This window comes from Psychroserpens sp. S379A (assembly GCF_049800755.1).
Lineage (GTDB): Bacteria > Bacteroidota > Bacteroidia > Flavobacteriales > Flavobacteriaceae > Psychroserpens.
This window is the reverse complement of sequence record NZ_JBNAFQ010000002.1, coordinates 365,105-386,469: the sequence shown is the minus strand read 5'-3', so window position 1 is coordinate 386,469 and position 21,365 is coordinate 365,105. Positions and strand designations below refer to the sequence as shown.

Below are 21,365 nucleotides of genomic sequence, written 5' to 3'. Positions count from 1 at the left end.
TTTCTTGTTGGTATATAATTATTTTTAAATGTTACAATATCGCGTTAAGGATGGAGGTTTTGTTGGAGCTCTTTTTACTGTGATAAATATTCTTCGGGGAACTTAAAATAACAGTAAAAAAGCGACTACCGAGAGCCTGACTCTACTTTGCTTTAACAAAGTAGAGTAACGCCTAAAAATTAATCTGTTTCGTGTTTACCAATTAAGGTAAAATCTAAATGTTTTTTAACTAAATCGGTGTTTTTAACTTTTACAACCACCTCTTCACCAAGCTGATACATGGTTTTTGAGTTTTTACCGATGAGCGCATAATGATCTTCATCAAATTGGTAATGATCATCTTTCATATCACGCACACTCACCATACCTTCGCATTTATTCTGAATGATTTCAACATAAATTCCCCAATCTGTGACGCCAGAAATTACACCAATAAACTCTTCGTCTTTATGATCTTCCATAAAACGAATTTGCATGTATTTAATGGAATCTCGTTCTGCTTTTGTGGCTAGATATTCCATATTACTAGAATGGTTGCATTTATCATCGTAAACATCTTCGTTAGCCGATTTTCCACCATCGAGATAGTGTTGTAACAAACGATGTACCATGACATCTGGATAACGACGAATAGGAGAGGTGAAGTGTGTGTAATAATCAAATGCTAAACCATAATGTCCGATATTATGTGTTGTATATTCGGCTTTACTCATAGAGCGAATGGTTAAAGTATCGACTAAATTTTGTTCTTTTTTACCAACCACTTCTTTTAATAAATTGTTTAAGGAACTTGAGACACTTTTTCGATCTTTAAAGTTGAGCTTATAACCAAATCGACCAACAACATTTTGAAGTGCAGCTAGTTTGCTATCATCTGGTTCGTCATGTACACGATAGACAAAGGTTTTCTTCGGATTTTGTTTTCCAATAAACTCTGCCACTTTCTTATTCGCTAAAAGCATAAACTCTTCAATGAGCTTATTTGCATCTTTACTAGTTTTAAAATACACTCCTGTTGGATTAGCATCTTCATCGAGATTAAATTTTACCTCAACTTTATCGAATGAAATCGCTCCAGAACTCATACGTTTACGACGCATAAGTTTAGCAAGTCTGTCTAATACTAAAACAGCTTCTGCTATTTTTGATGTCGTGTTATACGGTTTACTTGTAAGAGAAACTTCTTTTGGAATTTCAGTTTTAATGAGATCTCTCGACTGTGCTCGAGATGACAGTTTGTATGTCGGGTTGTTTTCTAAAATAGCTTGCGCTTCTTCGTAAGCAAATCTAGCATCAGAATAGGTAACGGTTCTCCCAAACCATTGGTCTTTTATTTCGGCTTTATCGTTCATTTTAAACACTGCAGAAAAGGTATATTTTTCTTCATGTGGTCGTAATGAGCAAGCACTATTTGATAAGATTTCAGGAAGCATAGGCACCACACGATCAACTAGGTAGACAGACGTTGCACGTTCGTAAGCTTCATCATCAAGAACTGTGTTTTCTTTTAAGTAATGTGATACATCTGCGATATGAATTCCTATTTCATACAAACCATCATCTAACACTTTAAATGATAAGGCATCATCAAAATCTTTAGCATCTTTTGGATCGATAGTAAATGTGAGATCTTGACGCATATCACGACGTTTAGCGATTTCTTCTTTTGTAATAGAAGTATCTAACTGATTAGCATATTCTTCAACCTCATGTGGAAATTCGTTTGGTAAACCATATTCAGCAAGAATTGAGTGAATTTCTGTATTATGTTCGCCAGGTTTACCAAGTACTTTTAAAACGCGTCCATAAGGAGAATCGGCTTTTTCTGGCCAGTCTTCTAGAGAAACTAAAACTTTATCACCTTCTTCTGCTTCATTTATTTTATTGATAGGTACAAAAATATCTTTATACATTTTAGAACCATCTGGTACTACAAAAGCATAATTTTTATTGATTTGAATGGTTCCTACATATTCGCTTTTAGCACGTTTAATAATGCTTGTAATTTCGCCTTCAATTTTGCCACGTTTACGACGTTTATAAGCATAAAATTCGACTTCGTCACCATCTAAAGCTTTATTGATGTTATTTGAAGCAATATAGATATCTTCATCAAAATCTTCAGAAATAATATAACCAGATCCTCGTGATGCCATATCTAAAATACCAGTATGATACTCGGTATTTACAATGGCTTTAAATTTACCACGATCAACCTGTTCTATTTCTTGTTTAGAGGCTAATTTAGCTAAGGTTTTTATAATTTGATTGCGACTACTTGCGTCGTTAACACCAAGTATAGCTGCAATTTGTTTATAGTTAAATGTTTTGTTTCTATCTTTTTTTAAAATACTTAGAATTGTATTGGTAAGGTTTGAAATCCCTTTTTTAGATTTCTTTTTTTTCTTTCTTGTCATTTATCTTATAATCATGTTATTATTTTTTGTCATTCAGAGTGAAACGATGAATCTTATCTTCTGAAGAGATTGCCACACTTCGACTGCTCTCAGTGCAGGCTCAATATCTGCTCGCAATGACAACGAACTTTAAATGCAATAGCAGGTGAAGTAAATCTATTACATTTTATACAAATCTACGCTTTAATTATTTAATTGTGTTTTGATAGTGTTAAATTAATGAAAAAGAGCTGTAAAATTTTCAGCTCTTTTAAGTATAATATTAGTTGTTTAATTACTCTATAATCAACTTTTTAGAGGATTTTCCTTGAGTGGTTTTGATTTCTATAATGTAAGTTCCTGAAGTTAATGTTGAAGTATTTACCTCTAACTCTTTACTCCTTAAAACTTCTTTTCCTAAAGTGCTATAAATGGTTATTTGTTTTAAAATTGAACCATCATTTAACTGAATTGTAAATTGTTCTTTTGCTGGATTTGGATATAATTGAAAAGAAGATAAATGGTTTTCATCAACACTTAAAGTCGCATTAACCTGGTTTATAATTGCTTGAATCTCTAAAGGTGTTGGATTATTTGGATCTGAAAAAGTTCCATTTTGTAAAGCTGTGCTATAATCTACACCTTCAATAGCTCCTGAAACTCCTGAGATTCTATTTAGTTGTGCAGCAGTTATAGTAATTCCATTACCATTACCTAAAATATCATCAACAACTTGTAATAACGAAATTTCTGGTGCTAAACTAAATACTTGTACACGTCCTGAATCTATACCATTTGCATCATTAAGGTGTTCTCCAATTGCAATAACACTAGCATCAGAAGATAAACTTATACTTCGACTCCATTCATCTGCTTCAACTTCAATATTATCACCAATCTGAATCCAGCTTCCGTTTTGATTACCAAATACTCTTACAAATATTGTATTAAGATTATAATTATTAACTGTAAAAGCTATAACACTACCATCTGAAGATAATGTTACATTAAGACCTATAATTCCAAAATCATCTCCAGAAGCTTCTCCTTCAATAGTTTGTCCTATTTGAACCCAATTTCCACCTTGATTTCCAAATACTCTTATAACTCCAAAATCTGTTGGTCCACCTCCTGCAGCAGTATTTGCTCCAATTGCTAATATTGTACCATCTGATGATAATTCTAAACTCCATCCAAAATCTGATGAACCCATTTCGCCATCAATATCTTGACCAATTTGAGTCCATGTTCCTGATACATTTTTATATACACGTACATGACCTCTAAAACCTGCATTTCCTATTGCTCCAATTGCTACTGTACTACCATCTGAAGACAGACTTAATGACCAAGCTGAAAGATCATAAGCAGCTTCTCCATCTATATCATTTCCAATCTGAACCCAGTTTCCACCTTGATAATTAAAAATTCTTACATGACCTGAATCTGGTCCATTTACACCATCATTATTTTGAGAACCAATAGCTACTGTACTACCATCTGCTGATAAACTTACTAATCCAGATTCATCTCCTGCAGTTTCACCATTAATATCATTTCCTAACTGAATCCAATTTCCGCCTTGATTTTCATAAACGCGTACATGGCCTGAATTAACTCCATTTCCACTATTCGTATATGATCCAATAGCTACTGTACTACCATCTGCTGATAAACTTACTATTTCTGATGCATCACCAGCAGCTTCACCATCTATATCATTTCCAATCTGAACCCAATTTCCGCCTTGATTTTCATAAACACGTACATGTCCTGAATTAACTCCATTTCCATCATTTCCACCAGCTCCTATAGCTACAATATTTCCATCTAATGACAAGCTTACAAATCCAGAATTATCGTCAGCAGCTTCTCCTAAAATATCTTGACCTATTTAAATTTGGCTAATACTTAAAAAAGGTAGTAATAAAAAAAGTAGTATGATCTTTTTCATAATAAATAAATTTCTTTAAAGTTAAGACATTTTAGTAGAAACATATCTTATCAACATATATATTCATATTATCTTTTTTCTTTTAAAAATTTAAAAAATAAATAATGATTATTATAGCTTGTTAATAATACCAATAACTTTTTTAAACTTTATTTTGATATGTAATTTATATAATTCAGTTAATACGTAGTTAACATTAAATTTACATTTAACTCACTCATTTTTAATAGAACTTTTAAAGCTATTAACAGCTGTTGAAAACTTATGTTGACAACTAAAATTTAATAAGTATTATAAAACTTACTGTTGGTATCTTAATATTTAGATGCTCATAACTCAACTAAAAAAAACAATTAACTTTTTAGGAAGTTTCATTTTAGTTTTGGTTTGAAAAAAATATCAGATAATCCTAATAAAAGTTTTAAATACTTAAGAGAAGATATTAACAAGTAATGAAACAAAAATTACATATAAGTTAACAAGGCTTATAACTAGTATTATTTTTAAACTTAATTATTTTGAATAAGTAAAGTCGCTTTCTATATTATAATTTATAAGCAATTATTAACTTTATACTTTTAAACAACACTTTATAACTATGACAATTTCTATAGGAAACGATCACGCTGGAACTGAGTATAAACAAGCGATTCAAGAGTATTTAGAATCTAAAGGATTTACAGTTAATAACTATGGAACTAATACAAATGATAGTGTAGATTATCCAGATTTTGTGCATCCTGTTGCAACAGATGTTTCTAATGGTAAAGTTGATTTTGGTATCTTAATATGTGGTAGTGCAAATGGTGTTGCTATAACTGCAAATAAACACCAAAAAGTTAGAGCAGGAATATGTTGGACTAAAGAAATTACAGAACTTACCAGACAACATAATAATGCAAATATTTGTTGTATTCCTGCGCGATTTACAGCCATACAGCAAGCAATTCAAATTGTAGATACCTTTTTAAATACTGATTTTGAAGGTGGTCGACACCAAAAACGTGTAGATAAAATTCCTATTTCATGCTAAATGGGTCATTCACATTCTCATAATCACTCTCATGCTCATAGCGATTTAAAAGGAAGGAATCTTTTTATTTCCATCTTATTAAATATTGTTATTACTGTGGCTCAAGTCATAGGTGGATTATTATCTGGAAGCTTATCACTTCTTAGTGATGCACTACATAATTTTAATGATGTTATTTCATTAATCGTCAGTTATATTGCTAATAGATTAACCAAAAAGAAAGCCTCTTTAAATAAAACTTTTGGATATAAACGTGCCGAAATTTTAGCAGCTTTTATTAATGCAGCAACGTTAATTATTGTTGCTATTCTTTTAATTATTGAAGCTGTAGAGCGTTTTCAAAATCCGCATGAAATTGAATCTAACCTTGTAATTTGGTTGTCTGTTGTTGCAATTTTAGGTAATGGTTTTAGTGTGTTACTTCTAAAAAAAGATAGCCATACTAATATGAATATGAGAAGTGCATATTTACATCTTTTAACAGATATGATGGCTAGTGTTGCAGTGTTAATTGGTGGATTATTAATGAAATTTTATCAAGTGTTTTGGGTAGACAGCGTTCTAACTTTTGCTATTGCTATTTATCTTATTATTATGGGTTATGATTTACTTAAAGATTCATTTAAAGTACTAATGCTTTTTACACCAGAGTCGATTGAAGTTGGTGATATTGTAAAAGTTATTCAACGTATAGAAAGTATTAAAAATGTGCATCATGTTCATATATGGCAATTAAGCGAAGAAGAAATTCATTTAGAAGCACATATTGATTTTAAAGAAGATATTACCTTATCTCAATTTGATGTAGTGTTGCGAGACATTGAAGTTTTAGTAATGCATAACTTCGGAATAAATCACGTTAATATTCAACCAGAGTTTGGAAAATGTGATGATAAAGCTATTATTGTTCAAGATTAAAAGTTATGTTAACAATTAAAGTAAACACCTTTCAAAAATTAACAACACAAGAGTTGTATGATGTACTTCAACTTAGAAGTGAAGTTTTTGTAGTAGAACAAGATTGCGTGTATCAAGATATAGACGGAAAGGATAACAAAGCACTTCATGTTATTGGTTATAAAAACGATAAAGTAGTCGCTTATGCTAGAATTTTTAAACCAGGAGATTATTTTGAAGATGCAAGTATTGGTAGAGTAGTGGTTAAAGGTACAGAACGTCAACATCAATATGGTTACGATATTATGAAAGCCTCAATTGAAGCGATTAAAAACCACTTTAATGTGAGTACTATTAAAATATCTGCACAAACGTATTTAAAGCGTTTTTATAATAATTTAGAGTTTTTTGAAGTAGGAGAGGAGTACCTCGAAGATGATATTCCGCATATAACTATGATAAAGCACTAATTTCGTTGTCTAGTTTCACCAACATAAGTAACCAAAATTTCAACACGACGATCAAATTTAGGTTCTCCACCTAATGGAAATTTACGACGCATACCAACATATTTCATACGTCGTTTACTAACTCCTTTTTTGGCTAAGTAATCATAAATAAATTTTGCTCTAGCTACAGATAGATTTCTTTTTTTAGTTTGTCTATCTATAGCATCTCTACTATTTTGTGTACAACACACATGGCCTTGAATGGTAAAGTAAATATCTTTTCGTTCTAATAAAGCATCAGCAATACTTTTAAGTGTAGGTTTAGATTCTGGAAGTAAAACACTATAACCAGTTTTAAATAAAATATTATCTAGAGTAAATTTATCACCAGCTTTTAATTCACCTTTAATAATATCTTCAACACTTTTAGGTTGTTTTACAGCCACTTTTTTAGTTCTGGCAGGATTATAAGGTTCTACAATAATTTCGACCTTTCTATTTAAACCTCTAATTTTATGTATATCTTCTTCTTTAACAAGTTTTAGTAATACTTCTCCTTTTCCGTCAACATTAGTAATTATAGATTCGTCAAATTCATTATTAGAAAAAATAGTTTTTATTGCGTTAGCTCTATTTTGGGAGAGCACTAAGTTATAAGAATCACTACCTCTATCATCTGTAAATCCGTAAATGGATATTTTTTTAATATCAAGCGATTCAATTTCAGATAAGAAAAGCAATAACCGATAATGCTCAGTTGGAGGTACTTCAAATTGATCGGTTTCAAAATATACCTCATGCGTTTGTGTCTTTGTTTGTGAAAACAAAAACGAACAAAAAAACAATATAACAAATGGTATGTTTTTCATATAATGGTATTAAACAGAAACTCTAATATAGTTTATTTTGATTTTTATATCAATAATTCAAGAGTATTATTTAATCTAAATATCCTTGATAATTAGAAGTAGAATTAAGAATATCTTTACCTTTTTGAATTTCTGGATTAGTAGCTTTATAGTAAGTATACAAGCCTTCCCTATAAAAATAACGTTTTATAATTTCGTCTGATAATAAGGCTAATAGCTCTGTTTTATTAGCATCAATAGTTTGAGTTTTATAAGTGTTTAAAGCATTTAATAAACCTTCATAATCCTTATCAATTGCTGTTCCAATTTTTTCTTCTTTTGCTACTAAAAAAGCTTCTGCAAAAGCTTTTTCTGCCTTGGTTTCAAAATTAAAATTGTTACTTCTTAAAAAGTTTTTAAAACCATTAAATTCTGCATCAGTTAATTCAAACTTTGTAATATCTGAAGGTTCTGGATGCTTATAATAATAGTCTGTTGCATATTTAAAAATTAAGTTTTCAGCTAAAATGGCATTGGTAATTGGACTCTGTTTAGAGGCTTCTAATTCTAAGTCAGGTTGAATTCCTCCTCCATCGTAAACTATTCGTCCTTTTTTAGTTTTAAAGGCATTGTAATTTTCTTGTTTTGTTCTAGTAGCTTTTCCATTTTCATCACGATTCCAGTAATCTAAAGCTTGAATACATCTTCCTGAAGGTGTATAATAACGTGAAATGGTCACTTTCATTTGTGTGCCATAAATTAATGGTTTCGGACGTTGCACTAGACCTTTTCCAAAGCTTCTTGCACCAATTACCACAGCACGATCTAAATCTTGAAGTGCTCCAGACACAATTTCACTAGCAGAAGCCGAACTTCCATCAATTAAAACCACAACGGGAATTTCAGTATCTACAGGTTCTTTTTGTGTGTAATAGGTTTTATTATATTTTTTTACTTTCGATTTAGTCGTCACTACCAATTGATCTTTAGGTACAAAAATATTAGTCACGTTTACAGCTTCGGTTAATAAACCACCAGGATTTCCTCTTAAATCTAAGATGAGTTGTTTAGCGCCTTGATTTTTTAGAGCTCTAACAGCACTTTTAGTTTCTGAAGAGGCTTTTCGAGTAAACTTACGAAGTACGATGTAACCTGTTTTATCATCAACCATTGAAAAATGTGGTACAGCATGAATATCTACAGCTTCACGTTTAATGGTTGCTGAAGCTGTTTTTCCTTGACGAACATATGTAACAGTAACTTCAGAACCAGCTGCGCCTTGAAGTAAATTACCAGCATCATCTTTAAAATCTGCCACCACAACATTATCTACTTTAATAATTTCATCACCAGCTTTTAAACCCGCTTTATCTGCAGCATAATCTTTATAAGGTTCAATAATTACTAGTTTGTCTTTAAGGGTTAATACATTAGCACCAATTCCTGTATAATCACCAGAATTATTAATTCTTGATGCTTCAACATCTTGTTCGTTATAGTAGTTGGTATAAGGATCTAAATCTGCAAGCATACTTTTTATTGCAGTATCCATTAAATCACCAGGATTGGTATCATCAACATAATTCATGTTGAGTTCTTTGAATACTGTAGTAAAAATTTCAATTTGTTTAGCGATTTCAAAAAACTCACTTTTAAAAGCAGTTCCTCCAAAAAAAATAGCGAATGCAATAAGTGGAATTAGAACTCGTTTGTGTAGTATTTTTTTCATCATGTTCATCATTTAGTTTTGTGACACTTTTTTAGAAAAAGTATCTAAAAGTAGTTTCATTTTCTTGTCTATGGAATCAAAATCTGTTCCATCTTTACTAATGTACAAAATCATTAACGCATAAGACCCTAAAATGTTGTTAAAATAAGAGGCTTTATTTAATCTGTATGCTTCTCTTAATAAGCGTTTAATGCGATTTCTATCGACAGCATTTTTAAAATTTCGTTTACTTACTGAAACACCAGTTTTAAATTGAACCTCATCATCAAAATCAGTTTTTAGATACACCATTCGAAGCGGAAAAGCAGACACAGATTTACCTTCAGAAAACAGTTGCCCTATTAACTTCTCACTTTTAAGTTTTTCTTTTTTTGGATACGAAAACGACATCTAATGTTATTGAATTTTGTGTTCCAGATTCATAATTTTACATTCTAACTCATGCAATTTATCATAAACATTAACCGGTTTAGGAATTTGTTTTGATGCATACATAACCACTTGCCAGATTTCCATAACATCTTCTGAAGAGATGCTATAATCTGGAAAATTTCCATCCTTATTATCGCTCTTTAAAATGAGTTTTTGTTGATGTTCTGAATGATTAATAACGCGTTTTAAAACCACACCATCGTTTTTACTTACAACAATGTAAACTTCATTGTCTTTAATATCTGAAATGGCTTCTAGGTATTTTCCAAAAACAAAATCTCCATCAAAAAATGTTTGAACCATAGAGTTGCCTTGCACTTCAAAACACCTGAAAGTTCCGTTGGTTAATTGTGGCATTTTAAACGATGGAAGCGATTCAATAAAATCTACATCTCCATAACCATTTAAATAACCAGCTTTTGCTTTTGTTGATACAAATACCACATTTTCTTCACCTTCTAAAGTTGTTGAAATAACCTGTGGCATTCCAGAATATGTTGGAATAGATTTGATTTCTGAAGCAAGCATAACCTCACTCTTTCCAAATAAATAATCAGGATTAATGTCGAAAGTTTCAATAATAGCCAAAAGAACATCATAACCAGGTTTGGTTTTTTTTCGAGAACCATCTTTTTGAGGCCTTCCATTAACAATACTATCTATCGTTGTTCCTGTAACACCTATACGTTTAGAAAATGCATAATTATTAAGGTTAAATTGATGGATGATTGCTGTTATTTTTTCATCTATAGGAAGCATGGTTAAATGTATTGAAACTCTTATTTTTATTGAATTGCCAATATACTAAAAGCACTTCAAAACCAAACATTTGTTGTAATATATTATAACACTATTTTAGTTTCTTTTTTTAGTAGCTAAAGTATTGTTGTCTTTATTCACATCTGCCATTAAACCCGAAGGATCAATTTGAACAGATGCGACTTTTTTTGAAGTATAAAAGGTATATGTTGGATATGTCCAAGCCCAATCTTTAAGAAGTGTTGCTGAGGTTGGTTTTTCTCCTCGCATTTCACGCAACGGAATGTAAAAATCTTCCACACTTCCATCCTTATAAGTTACTCTAAGATCGATTGGCATTGCCATTTCACCTATACGTTCTAAAGTGATAGTTTTTACATCTATATCCTTTATTGAATAATCAATAGTATTTGTGGTTTGCGAAAAATCGATTAAATACCAATCGAGTTCTAGTCCAGAAACTTTTTCAGCTACGCGAATAAAATCAAAAGGTTTAGGATGTTTAAAAGCAAAATCGGAATAATATTTTTTAATAGTTTTATCTAAATATTCTTCGCCAATTACATAAGCTAATTGTGCTAAAAATACACAACCTTTATGATATGAAGAAGAACTATAGGATCTGTTTAAATCATATCTGTCGGCATAAATGCTTTGTGGTTGCTCAAAACCAGATGTGGCATTTTCTATATAACGATTATATGATTTTTCCCAAGGATTGGATTTATTTTCATTATAAAACTCATCCATGGCTTTATATTCAACATAGGTTGCAAACCCTTCGTCCATCCATTCATGCTTAGCTTCATTGGTTGCTAATAAAAACTGAAACCAAGTATGTGCCATTTCATGAGATAGTGTAGTTCTAAACATACTTTCAAGCTCTTTTTCTCCTCTAATAAAGGTACACATACCATATTCCATTCCTCCATCTCCTCCTTGAATTATAGAGTATTGTTTGTAAGGATATGTACCAATTAAATCACTGAAGTATGTCATTAATTTTGCAGCTCTTGGTTGCAATTGTTTCCAATTTATAAGCTGTTCTTGAGTCATGGTATTTTTATAGAAAAAATGAAGCATAGGTCCATTATCTACTTGTAAAGTATCATGTTGATAATTAGGATCTGCTGCCCAAGTAAAATCATGAACATTAGGCGCAATAAAATGCCAAGTGAGCTTATCTCCTTTAGTTTCGATGGTTTTAGAAGCATAACCATGACCTATAGTTTCAGGATTTTGCAAATATCCTGTACCTCCAATAGTATAGTTTTTATCGATAGTAATTTTTACATCATAATTTCCCCAAACACCATAAAATTCTCTAGCAATATAAGAATAGGCATGCCAACCTTCATTGTCATATTCGGCTAATTTTGGATACCATTGTGCCATAGACAAGGCAACACCTTCTTTGTTATGTCGCCCAGAACGTCGAATTTGAAGAGGTATTTGCCCTTCAAAAACCATATCAAATTTCACTTGTTCACCAGGCTGAATAACTTGGTTTAATTCTACTTCTAAAACGGTTCCTTCAACTTTATAATTTAATTGAGTTCCATTTTGAAGCAAAGATTCTACATCAATATAACCTATTTCATTAGGTTTTAATTTTGCAATTCTACTTTCATAAATAGGATCTTCTTTAGAACCAACATTTTGAACCAAACGCCTACTTGGATCTGGAATGTTTTGCGCTCTTATATCCATTTCGCTATCTGGCCGAAACGCATTAAAATATAAGTGATAAAACACTTTATTTAAAACGTCTGGTGAATTATTTGTGTACGTTATGGTTTGTTTTCCGCTGAATTGATATGAGTTAACATCCATATCAATGGCCATAATATAATCTGCTTGTTGTTGCCAATACGTATCTGTTTTATAAACTATTTCAGGAATGTCTTGAGCAAATATATAGCTAACAAAGAATAAAAGAATCATTTGAAAAACAGCAACAACATATTTCATAAGTAGCTTTTTGAAGAATTATTGATTTGCCATTTGCGATGCCATAATTAGTGCGTTGTAGGCATTAACAATTTTTCCAGATTTTGAGATATCTGTTAAGTTTTCAACAGTTTTAGATTTGCCAACAACAACCTTTGTGTTTATAGGTAAACCAGAATCCATAATAATTTGTTTGACTTGAGGAGCAGTTAAGTTTGGATATTGTGACCTAATTAAAGCTGCAACTCCACTAACATTAGGAGCAGACATTGATGTTCCGTTTTGTCTTTTATATTTATTTTCGGGTATTGAGGAATAAATTTCAGATCCAGGAGCAAAAACATCTACATTAATCTTTCCGTAGTTAGAATAATCGGCAACCATACTTGAACCATATCTAGGTGTAAGAGCTCCAACTGAAATGAAGTTGTCTGTAACTTCAGAATCTATACCAATAGCATCATTAGGATAATTGTTGTGTTCATCAATGTTATGGCCATCATTTCCAGCTCCATGAACAATAAGTACATCTTTAGAAGCCGCATAAACAATAGCATCTCTAACCCAATCACTTTGAGGTGAAAATGATTTTCCGAAACTCATATTTATAATTTTTGCGCCATTATCTGCGGCATAACGAATTGCCAAAGCCACGTCTTTATCTCGTTCATCTCCATTTGGTGTTGATCTAATAGCCATAAGCTTAGCATTGTTAGCAATACCTTTTATGCCTTTATTATTATCTCGTTCGGCTAAAATAATACCACTTACATGAGTGCCATGACTTTCTGTTGTTACAGTTGGCCTTGGGTTATTATTGCCATAACCAACATCTGACAAATCATTAGGATTATCGTTTACTTTTCTCCCTTTAAAGTTCTTGTTTAGGTGATAATCTAATCGTGTATTAATTGTTACCAAATCGTCTTCAACCGCATTTTTAAATGCTTCAACAGTTTTATAATCTAACCCTAAAACATAACTAATTAAGGCCACAGAATTTTGAAGTGTTTCGTCTTCGGTTTTTATTGCTAACACCTCTTTTTGAGTATAAACGTTCTTTTTTAAATGTTTAGAAATAGCATCATCAGCTTTAATGACTTCTTGTAATAATTTAGACGAGCGTGTTTTAAGTTCTGAATATTTTTGATACTGATTATTATACATTTCTTCAGCTTCGGTATATCTTGGATTGCTTCGATCACCTGAAGCTAATAATCTTACATATTCCAATTGTTCGTAATAGGTATCACCAATAAAATTCCAACCATGAATATCATCTATATAACCATTGTTGTCGTCGTCTTTTCCGTTGTTAGGAATTTCATCTTTGTTAACCCATAATACATCATCTAAATCTTCATGATCTATATCTGTAGCAGAATCAATTACAGCAACAATAACTGTTTTTCCTTTTTTGTTTTTGATGAGCTCTGCATATGCTTTATTAACACTCATACCTGGAATAGTATCTTTTATCAAGTCTAAATGCGACCATGTATTTAGTTCTACTTCAGTTAATAGAGATACTTTTAGTGGTGAACTATCTACATTTTCAACAGGTGTAGACACAATAGAACCAGAACTACCACAAGTAAATAGGAATATAGAAGTACAAAAAAGTACAGCAAAAAATTTGAGGTTAGTATTCATCTTAAATAAAAATATCATTTGTTGTATAAACATCTTTTAGTCTAACGCCTTTTTCAGTATGTTGAACAGTGATAATTTCATTATGTGCATCATGTTCTAAAAAAAGATAGTAATTGTGGTCGGCTGCCATGTTGAGAAATTTTGCTTTTTCATCTAAGGTTAGCAAAGGCCTTGTATCATAACCCATTACAAACGGAATTGGTAAATGTCCAGCAGTTGGAAGTAAGTCTGCCATAAAGCAAATGGTTTTTCCTTTATACTGAATCATAGGAATCATTTGTTTTTCGGTATGTCCATTAGCAAAGAAGATATCGAAACCTAATTCAGAATTTTTTAATATATCAATTTCTGGAAGTGATGTAAACTTAAGTTGACCACTCGCTTCCATCGGAAGAATATTTTCTTTTAAAAACGATGCTTTTTCACGATTATTAGGTTGTGTTGCCCATTTCCAATGGTTTTCGTTGCTCCAAAATTGAGCATTTTTAAAAGCAGGCTCGTAACCTGTTCGGTCTTTATTCCATTGAATACTTCCACCACAATGATCAAAATGCAGATGTGTCATAAATACATCTGTAATATCATCTCGATGAAATCCATGAGTTTTAAGAGAGTTATCAATGGTGTCATTTCCCCAAAGGTAATAGTAGCCAAAAAACTTATCACTTTGCTTATTTCCCATTCCAGTATCAATTAAAATCAATCGATTTCCATCTTCAATTAACAAACAACGTGCTGCAATATCAATCATATTGTTAGCGTCAGCAGGATTAGTTCTAGTCCATAATGATTTTGGAACTACGCCAAACATAGCGCCTCCATCTAGTTTAAAATTTCCAGCGTTTATAGGATATAAATTCATGAATGCAAAATAATAAAAACGCTAAACTCCTTAAAATTCTTGTGATATAATTAAGATTTATAGGGTTTTAAATTTTTTGATTAAGATATCGAGATTTTATGCGCTTTGATTTCGATTAATTCTTGTTAACTTTACTCCACATCAAACCAAAATTAATGATAGAGTTAGCAGGAATTATTATCTTAGGTATTTTAGCACAATGGGTAGCGTGGAAATTTAAAATACCAGCAATTTTACCGTTAATATTAATTGGACTTTTAGTAGGACCAATTGCAGCCGAATTTTTATCTGAAAATGGAACAAAATGGATTGAACCTATCTGGAACGAAAGCCAACAAAAAGGATTGTTTCCAGGTGAAGGTTTATACTATTTTGTGTCTTTGGCTATTAGTGTGATTTTATTTGAAGGCGGACTCACATTAAAGCGTTCTGAGATTAAAAATGTTGGTCCATCAATTACAAAACTTATAACTCTTGGTGCTGTTATTACCTTTTTTGGAGCAGCTTTAGCGTCATACTTTATTTTTGAATTGAGTTGGGAAATTTCCTTTTTATTCTCTGCCTTAATTATTGTAACAGGTCCAACTGTAATTACACCTATTTTAAGAAACATACCTTTAAAAAAAGATGTGTCAACAGTTTTAAAATGGGAAGGTATTTTAATTGACCCAATAGGTGCATTAGTAGCAGTTTTAGTTTTTGAATTTATTAGTGTTGGAGGTGATAGTGGCTTTACAAAAACAGCGTTTATTGAATTTGGAAAAATTATATTATTTGGAACCACTTTCGGATTCACTTTTGCGCATGCTTTAGCATTTGCCATTAATAAAGGTTTAATTCCGCATTATTTGTTAAATGTTGTTTCACTCTCAACAGTATTGTTAGTGTACGTAGAATCTGATGTGTTTGCACACGAATCAGGTCTTTTAGCAGTAGTGGTTATGGGAATGGTTCTAGGAAACGGAAAGCTTCAAAACATCAAAGAATTATTATATTTTAAAGAATCTTTAAGTGTATTACTTATTTCAATTCTATTTATTCTTTTAGCTGCCAATATCGATTTTAAAGATTTGTTACTATTATACAATTGGAAAACAGCTATTTTATTTGCCATAGTGGTTTTTGCAATAAGACCAATAGCAGTGTTTTTAAGTACATATGGATCTAAACTTAAAACAAAGGAAAAATTATTTATTAGTTGGGTTGGACCTCGTGGAATAGTAGCAGCTGGTATCGCATCACTTTTTGGAAGCAAACTAATAAAACAAGGTGTTGAAGGTGCCGAATATATTACACCTTTAGTATTTATGATTGTTCTAGGAACCGTTTTATTGAACGCTACAACCGCTAGATTATTTGCTAAAATAGTAGGTGTGTTTTTAACAAAATCTGATGGAATTCTTATTGTTGGTGCTTCTAAATTTTCGAGATTAATTGCACATTACCTTGAAGAAAACGGACGAAGTGTTGTGATGATAGATAGTAATCAATCTAATATTGATAAAGCAAACGAATTAGGTATTGAAGCCATGAGTGCAAATATTTATTCAGATACACTTACAGACAATATTGAATTAAACGATGTTGGCTATTTAATGGCTATGACACCAAATTCTGAAATTAATAAATACACAATTGAACATTTTGGTAAAGATTTTGGTGAACACGGAAGTTTTAGATTAGTAACTTCAGATGAAATGAATGATACTACAAATAGTCCAAAAGAAGGCTTGTTTTCTCCTACAGATGATTTCATTAATTTAAGTGAAGTAGCAAGAAAATATCCAGCAATACACGAAACAGATATTCAAGACAAAGAACATTATGAAGAATTAATAGATACTTCAAATAAGGATATAAACGTCATTCCTCTTTTTATAAAAAATGACGAAGGTGATTTAAAAATTATATCGTCCTTTAGTAAAGACGTAGGAACGATTAAAGAAGGTTACAAGCTAGTCTATTTAGGAAAAGCCTTTGATGTTGAAGAAGTTTAACCTTAGGTTAATCATTCAATTTTAACACAGCCATAAATGCTTGCTGCGGAATTTCAACATTTCCAACTTGACGCATACGCTTCTTACCTTTTTTCTGCTTTTCTAATAGTTTACGCTTACGAGAAATATCTCCACCATAACATTTTGCAGTAACATCTTTACGCAAGGCTTTAATGGTTTCTCTAGCAATAATTTTTGCACCAATTGCAGCCTGAACAGGAATATCAAATTGTTGTCTTGGGATAAGTTCCTTTAACTTTTCAGTGATTTTCTTTCCAATAGTATAAGCATTATCAGCATGAATTAAAGCCGAAAGCGCATCAACTGTTTGAGCATTTAATAAAATATCTACACGAACCAACTTAGAAGCACGCATACCAATTGGCGAATAATCAAAAGAAGCATAACCTTTTGAAACCGTTTTTAATCGATCGTAAAAATCAAATACAATTTCAGCTAAAGGCATATCAAAATTGAGTTCGACACGCTCTGTAGTTAAATAAGTTTGGTTGGTAATAATACCACGTTTTTCAATACAAAGCGACATCACATTTCCAACAAAATCAGATTTTGTGATAATGGTAGCTTTTATATAAGGTTCTTCAACACGATTTAAAGTTGAAGGCTCTGGTAAATCGGAAGGATTATTAACAATGATAACCTCATCAGGATGCTTATTTGTAAAGGCATGATACGATACATTAGGAACTGTAGTAATTACAGTCATATCAAATTCGCGCTCTAAACGTTCTTGAATAATTTCCATATGAAGCATTCCAAGGAAGCCACAACGAAAACCAAAACCTAAAGCTGCAGAGCTTTCAGGTGTAAACACCAACGATGCATCATTCAATTGAAGCTTTTCCATTGATGCACGAAGGTCTTCATAATCTTCAGTATCAACAGGATAAATTCCAGCAAATACCATTGGCTTTACATCTTCAAATCCTTCAATTGCATTGGTTGTTGGATTTTTAGCATCTGTAATCGTATCACCAACTTTTACTTCTTTTGCTTCCTTAATTCCAGTGATGACATAGCCTACATCTCCAGCTTTTATTTCCTGTCTTGGAAATTGTTTCAGCTTTAAAGTTCCAACTTCATCAGCACCATACGTTTTTCCAGTCGCAATAAATTTAATTTGTTGGTTTTTCTTTATGGAACCATTAATCACTCTAAAATAAGTTTCAACACCTCGAAACGGATTGTAAACCGAATCAAAAATTAAAGCTTGAAGCGGTTCATCTACATTACCTTCAGGCGCTGGAATACGTTCAATAATTGCTTTTAAAATATTATCGACACCAAAACCTGTTTTTCCACTAGCATGAATCACTTCTTCAGGATCACAACCTAACAAATCGACAATATCATCAGTAACTTCTTCAGGATTTGCGCTAGGTAAATCTACTTTATTTAAAACAGGAATAATTTCTAAATCATTTTCTAAAGCAAGGTATAAATTAGAAATGGTTTGCGCTTGTATACTTTGTGCAGCATCAACAATTAACAATGCACCTTCACAAGCAGCAATAGATCGTGATACTTCATAAGAAAAATCAACGTGACCTGGAGTGTCGATTAAGTTTAACACATACTCTTGACCTTCAAAGGCATACTCCATTTGAATGGCATGCGACTTAATTGTAATACCACGTTCACGTTCTAGATCCATATTATCTAAAAGTTGGTCTTGCTTTTCGCGTGAAGTAACAGCTCCAGTATAATCGAGTAATCGATCTGCCAAAGTACTTTTTCCGTGATCAATATGTGCAATAATGCAAAAGTTTCTAATGTGCTTCATAAATCAAATCTCCTTTAAAAGATGCTGCAAATATAATTGATTTATTATGCATAAAACGCTTTAAATGTTTACAAAAACCTCAACATGTATGGAAAATCCGTAAAAAGGATTTAAAAACAAATGCTATATTGCATATTAAATTCTAATTTTAGTTTGAAGTCCCTACACATCTTTACATTTTTGTTTCTATATTCAATATTGAGTTATGGACAGGATTTTTCTGTTTCAGGAATTGTTATTGATGCAGAAAACAACCCAATTGAATTTGCTAATGTGGTTTTGTTTTCTGAAGATAGATCTGAAGTTTTAAAAGGCACATCTTCAGACCAAACGGGTTTTTTTAGCCTCAACAATTTAGAAGCCAAAACCTATGTGATTAAAGTGAGTTATATTGGTTTTACTGAGTTTACTCAAAAAATTGTGCTTACAGGAACTTTAGATTTACAAACAATTGTATTGAAAGAGGCATCTGAGCAACTAGACGAGATAAGTATTATAGCTCAAAAGCCAACCATAAAGCGAGAAGCAGATCGTTTGGTTTTTAATATTGAAAAAACCGCTTTAGTTGAAGGTAATATGCTTCAAGTGTTAAAAAGTACACCAGGTGTTTTGGTTATTGGTGATGAAATTACTGTTAAAAACTCGAATCCAACGGTTTATATTAATAATCGAAAAGTCAATTTGTCTTCAGAAGACTTAAATCAGCTTTTAGAAGGCTCGTCTGCCAATGCTATTAAATCGGTTGAAGTAATAACCAATCCTTCTGCTAGATATGATGCCGAAAGTGGTGTTGTGTTAAATATTATAATGAGTAAAAATCTAGTTACAGGTTATAGAGGAAGTGTGTTTTCAAATTATACACAAGCAGTATTTCCTAGATATACAGCTGGAACAAGTCATTTTTTTAAAAATGAAGACATTAGCTTGAATGTGAACTACAGCTATTCAAAAGCTAAAATTAATAGAGATGGTGATGATACTGTAAATTTTTTAAATGCTTCAAATACTACAGACGAAAGTTGGCAATCAATCACGAATAGAAACACTTGGTCAGAAACACATAACCTTAATGCTAACTTCGATTATTTTATTAGTGACAATAATACGTTGAGCTTTTCTACAAGCGCTTTATACCTTCCGTATTTTAAGTATAAAATCGACAATAATACCACGATACGTGATGCTAATGGTGATTTTGATTCTAGATTTACAGCAGATAATTTATCTCGAGATACCAAGTATAATCTAGCATTCGACTTAGATTTTGACCATAGTTTTAAAAAAGGAAGCCTTGCCATTAATACACATTACACCAATTATAATTATGAGAGAAATCAAGGTGTGATTAGTAATTTTTACGATGTAAATAATTCATTTCTAAATGCTAGTGCTTTTAATACAACTAATAATCAAGATACGAATATATTTGCTGGTAAAATAGATTATAGTTTACCTTTAAGTGAATCTTCTAATTTTGAAACAGGACTTAAATTATCAAATACCAAAACCGAAAGTGATATTACTCAGTTTGATGTTGATTTGAATTCTGGCAATGAAACCATTGATACTCAAAATTCTGATGCGTTTGATTATGATGAACAAATTTATGCTGCTTATGTAAATTACGATTTAAGTACCGAAAAATGGAGCGTCAATGCTGGCTTAAGAGTTGAACAAACTAATGTAGAAGGAAACTCACCATTAACCAATATTAAAAATACTCAAGATTACCTAGAATGGTTTCCAAACGCCAACATACAGTATAATTTTTCTTATGATTATAGTATAAAAGCAAACTACAAAAGAAGTATTGCGCGACCAAGTTACGCGTCGTTAAATCCATTTCGATTTTTCTTAAACGATAATTATGTGGTGTCTGGAAATCCGTTTTTAGCACCAACATTTACAGACCATTTTGTTGTAGGCACTAATATTACAGATTATTTCACGTTTGAGGCGTATTACAAGAATTTTGATGGCGCAATTTCAGAAATTCCTAGACAAGATAACAACACCAATGTTATTGATTATATTTCTGTGAATTTCGATAAAACAGTAGAGTATGGCTTTGATTTTATAACTTATTTTAATGCTACGAATAGATGGTCGGTTTATGCTGTAACATCGTTTTACAATTTTGAAGAAGAAACCAATTTCGGACAAGGGTTTGTGACACAAAATCAGTGGTCTAATTATTCTGAATTACAAAATGATTTTACCCTTTTAAAAGACAATAGCTTAAATATTAGCTTTGTTTTAACTTGGGTTGGAAAAAACCTTCAAGGTTTCCAAACTGTTGAAGACCGATTGTTTTCAGACTTAGCAATCTCTAAAACGATTTTAAATAAAAAAGGGATACTCTCTTTATCTGTGAGTGACTTGTTTAATATGCAAGATTCTGATTCTAATGTAAAGTACCAAAACCAATTTAGTACACGGTTTGTTGATATCGATAATCGTTTTGTAAGACTAGGTTTTAGATATAAGTTTGGAAATACTAAATTGAATAGTAATGCTCGTGCTATCGATTCTGAAGAACGAGAGCGTTTAGAAAAGCAAGAGAATTAATTCAATGTTGCATCAACAACTAAACGGAACTACT

At 31.6% G+C, this 21,365-nt stretch carries 15 protein-coding genes; 5 read left to right on the top strand and 10 right to left on the bottom strand.

Translation table 11 applies throughout. The annotated features are described in order from the left end of the window. Window positions 1-179: 179 nt before the first annotated feature. Window positions 180-2,417, bottom strand: coding sequence for a ribonuclease R family protein (locus tag ACP15M_RS06485; protein WP_425076372.1), 2,238 nt, complete (start codon window positions 2,415-2,417; stop codon window positions 180-182). Window positions 2,418-2,691: 274 nt separating this feature from the next. Beyond that, window positions 2,692-4,236 (bottom strand): T9SS type A sorting domain-containing protein, encoded by a 1,545-nt coding sequence (locus tag ACP15M_RS06480; protein WP_425076371.1) that lies wholly within the window; start codon window positions 4,234-4,236, stop codon window positions 2,692-2,694. A gap of 712 nt (window positions 4,237-4,948) precedes the next feature. Between ACP15M_RS06480 and rpiB the strand changes: the two genes are divergently transcribed. The 3 genes from rpiB to ACP15M_RS06465 are packed head-to-tail and all read left to right on the top strand — an operon-like array spanning window position 4,949 to window position 6,750. After that, window positions 4,949-5,383 (top strand): ribose 5-phosphate isomerase B, encoded by a 435-nt coding sequence (rpiB, locus tag ACP15M_RS06475; RefSeq protein WP_425076370.1) that lies wholly within the window; start codon window positions 4,949-4,951, stop codon window positions 5,381-5,383. Next, a complete protein-coding gene (locus tag ACP15M_RS06470) occupies window positions 5,384-6,301 on the top strand; it encodes a cation diffusion facilitator family transporter (protein ID WP_425076369.1) in 918 nt (305 codons plus the stop codon). A 5-nt stretch (window positions 6,302-6,306) separates the two neighbouring features. Continuing rightward, on the top strand, window positions 6,307-6,750 hold the full coding sequence (locus ACP15M_RS06465; RefSeq protein ID WP_425076368.1) for a GNAT family N-acetyltransferase: 444 nt from the start codon (window positions 6,307-6,309) through the stop codon (window positions 6,748-6,750). On the opposite strand, the gene ACP15M_RS06460 is transcribed toward ACP15M_RS06465, so the two are convergent. The 7 genes from ACP15M_RS06460 to ACP15M_RS06430 form a co-directional block, all read right to left on the bottom strand. Then, window positions 6,747-7,598: an OmpA family protein gene (locus ACP15M_RS06460; RefSeq protein ID WP_425076367.1), complete on the bottom strand. Its 852-nt coding sequence runs from the start codon at window positions 7,596-7,598 to the stop codon at window positions 6,747-6,749. The genes ACP15M_RS06465 and ACP15M_RS06460 overlap by 4 nt on opposite strands. Before the next feature lie 70 nt (window positions 7,599-7,668). Next, complete coding sequence (locus tag ACP15M_RS06455) at window positions 7,669-9,306, bottom strand: S41 family peptidase (RefSeq protein ID WP_425076882.1); 1,638 nt, start codon at window positions 9,304-9,306, stop codon at window positions 7,669-7,671. A 12-nt stretch (window positions 9,307-9,318) separates the two neighbouring features. Next, entirely contained in the window at window positions 9,319-9,696 is a 378-nt protein-coding gene (gene rnpA / locus ACP15M_RS06450; protein ID WP_425076366.1) for a ribonuclease P protein component, read from the bottom strand. Window positions 9,697-9,702: 6 nt separating this feature from the next. Continuing rightward, window positions 9,703-10,497: a S24 family peptidase gene (locus ACP15M_RS06445; RefSeq protein ID WP_425076365.1), complete on the bottom strand. Its 795-nt coding sequence runs from the start codon at window positions 10,495-10,497 to the stop codon at window positions 9,703-9,705. Window positions 10,498-10,593: 96 nt separating this feature from the next. Next, entirely contained in the window at window positions 10,594-12,468 is a 1,875-nt protein-coding gene (locus ACP15M_RS06440) for a M1 family metallopeptidase (protein ID WP_425076364.1), read from the bottom strand. Between the two features lie 18 nt (window positions 12,469-12,486). After that, complete coding sequence (locus ACP15M_RS06435) at window positions 12,487-14,100, bottom strand: S8 family peptidase (RefSeq protein WP_425076363.1); 1,614 nt, start codon at window positions 14,098-14,100, stop codon at window positions 12,487-12,489. 1 nt (window position 14,101) lies between these two features. Next, window positions 14,102-14,962, bottom strand: coding sequence for an MBL fold metallo-hydrolase (locus ACP15M_RS06430; RefSeq protein WP_425076362.1), 861 nt, complete (start codon window positions 14,960-14,962; stop codon window positions 14,102-14,104). A 155-nt stretch (window positions 14,963-15,117) separates the two neighbouring features. Here ACP15M_RS06430 and ACP15M_RS06425 point away from each other — a divergent pair, with 155 nt between their 5' ends. After that, window positions 15,118-16,959 (top strand): cation:proton antiporter, encoded by a 1,842-nt coding sequence (locus ACP15M_RS06425; RefSeq protein WP_425076361.1) that lies wholly within the window; start codon window positions 15,118-15,120, stop codon window positions 16,957-16,959. Between the two features lie 7 nt (window positions 16,960-16,966). Here the strand turns inward: ACP15M_RS06425 and lepA are convergent, their stop codons facing one another. Continuing rightward, a complete protein-coding gene (gene lepA, locus ACP15M_RS06420) occupies window positions 16,967-18,763 on the bottom strand; it encodes a translation elongation factor 4 (RefSeq protein WP_425076360.1) in 1,797 nt (598 codons plus the stop codon). Window positions 18,764-18,916: 153 nt separating this feature from the next. Between lepA and ACP15M_RS06415 the strand changes: the two genes are divergently transcribed. Next, complete coding sequence (locus tag ACP15M_RS06415; RefSeq protein WP_425076359.1) at window positions 18,917-21,331, top strand: TonB-dependent receptor domain-containing protein; 2,415 nt, start codon at window positions 18,917-18,919, stop codon at window positions 21,329-21,331. The last annotated feature ends 34 nt before the right edge of the window (window positions 21,332-21,365 follow it).

What these genes read in the sequence shown, in the direction of transcription:
- ACP15M_RS06485 (WP_425076372.1), bottom strand. Translation starts at nt 2,417, where the DNA reads ATGACAAGAAAGAAAAAAAAGAAATCTAAAAAAGGGATTTCAAACCTT.
- rpiB (WP_425076370.1), top strand. Translation starts at nt 4,949, where the DNA reads ATGACAATTTCTATAGGAAACGATCACGCTGGAACTGAGTATAAACAA.
- ACP15M_RS06470 (WP_425076369.1), top strand. Translation starts at nt 5,384, where the DNA reads ATGGGTCATTCACATTCTCATAATCACTCTCATGCTCATAGCGATTTA.
- ACP15M_RS06465 (WP_425076368.1), top strand. Translation starts at nt 6,307, where the DNA reads ATGTTAACAATTAAAGTAAACACCTTTCAAAAATTAACAACACAAGAG.
- ACP15M_RS06460 (WP_425076367.1), bottom strand. Translation starts at nt 7,598, where the DNA reads ATGAAAAACATACCATTTGTTATATTGTTTTTTTGTTCGTTTTTGTTT.
- ACP15M_RS06455 (WP_425076882.1), bottom strand. Translation starts at nt 9,306, where the DNA reads ATGAAAAAAATACTACACAAACGAGTTCTAATTCCACTTATTGCATTC.
- rnpA (WP_425076366.1), bottom strand. Translation starts at nt 9,696, where the DNA reads ATGTCGTTTTCGTATCCAAAAAAAGAAAAACTTAAAAGTGAGAAGTTA.
- ACP15M_RS06445 (WP_425076365.1), bottom strand. Translation starts at nt 10,497, where the DNA reads ATGCTTCCTATAGATGAAAAAATAACAGCAATCATCCATCAATTTAAC.
- ACP15M_RS06440 (WP_425076364.1), bottom strand. Translation starts at nt 12,468, where the DNA reads ATGAAATATGTTGTTGCTGTTTTTCAAATGATTCTTTTATTCTTTGTT.
- ACP15M_RS06435 (WP_425076363.1), bottom strand. Translation starts at nt 14,100, where the DNA reads ATGAATACTAACCTCAAATTTTTTGCTGTACTTTTTTGTACTTCTATA.
- ACP15M_RS06430 (WP_425076362.1), bottom strand. Translation starts at nt 14,962, where the DNA reads ATGAATTTATATCCTATAAACGCTGGAAATTTTAAACTAGATGGAGGC.
- ACP15M_RS06425 (WP_425076361.1), top strand. Translation starts at nt 15,118, where the DNA reads ATGATAGAGTTAGCAGGAATTATTATCTTAGGTATTTTAGCACAATGG.
- lepA (WP_425076360.1), bottom strand. Translation starts at nt 18,763, where the DNA reads ATGAAGCACATTAGAAACTTTTGCATTATTGCACATATTGATCACGGA.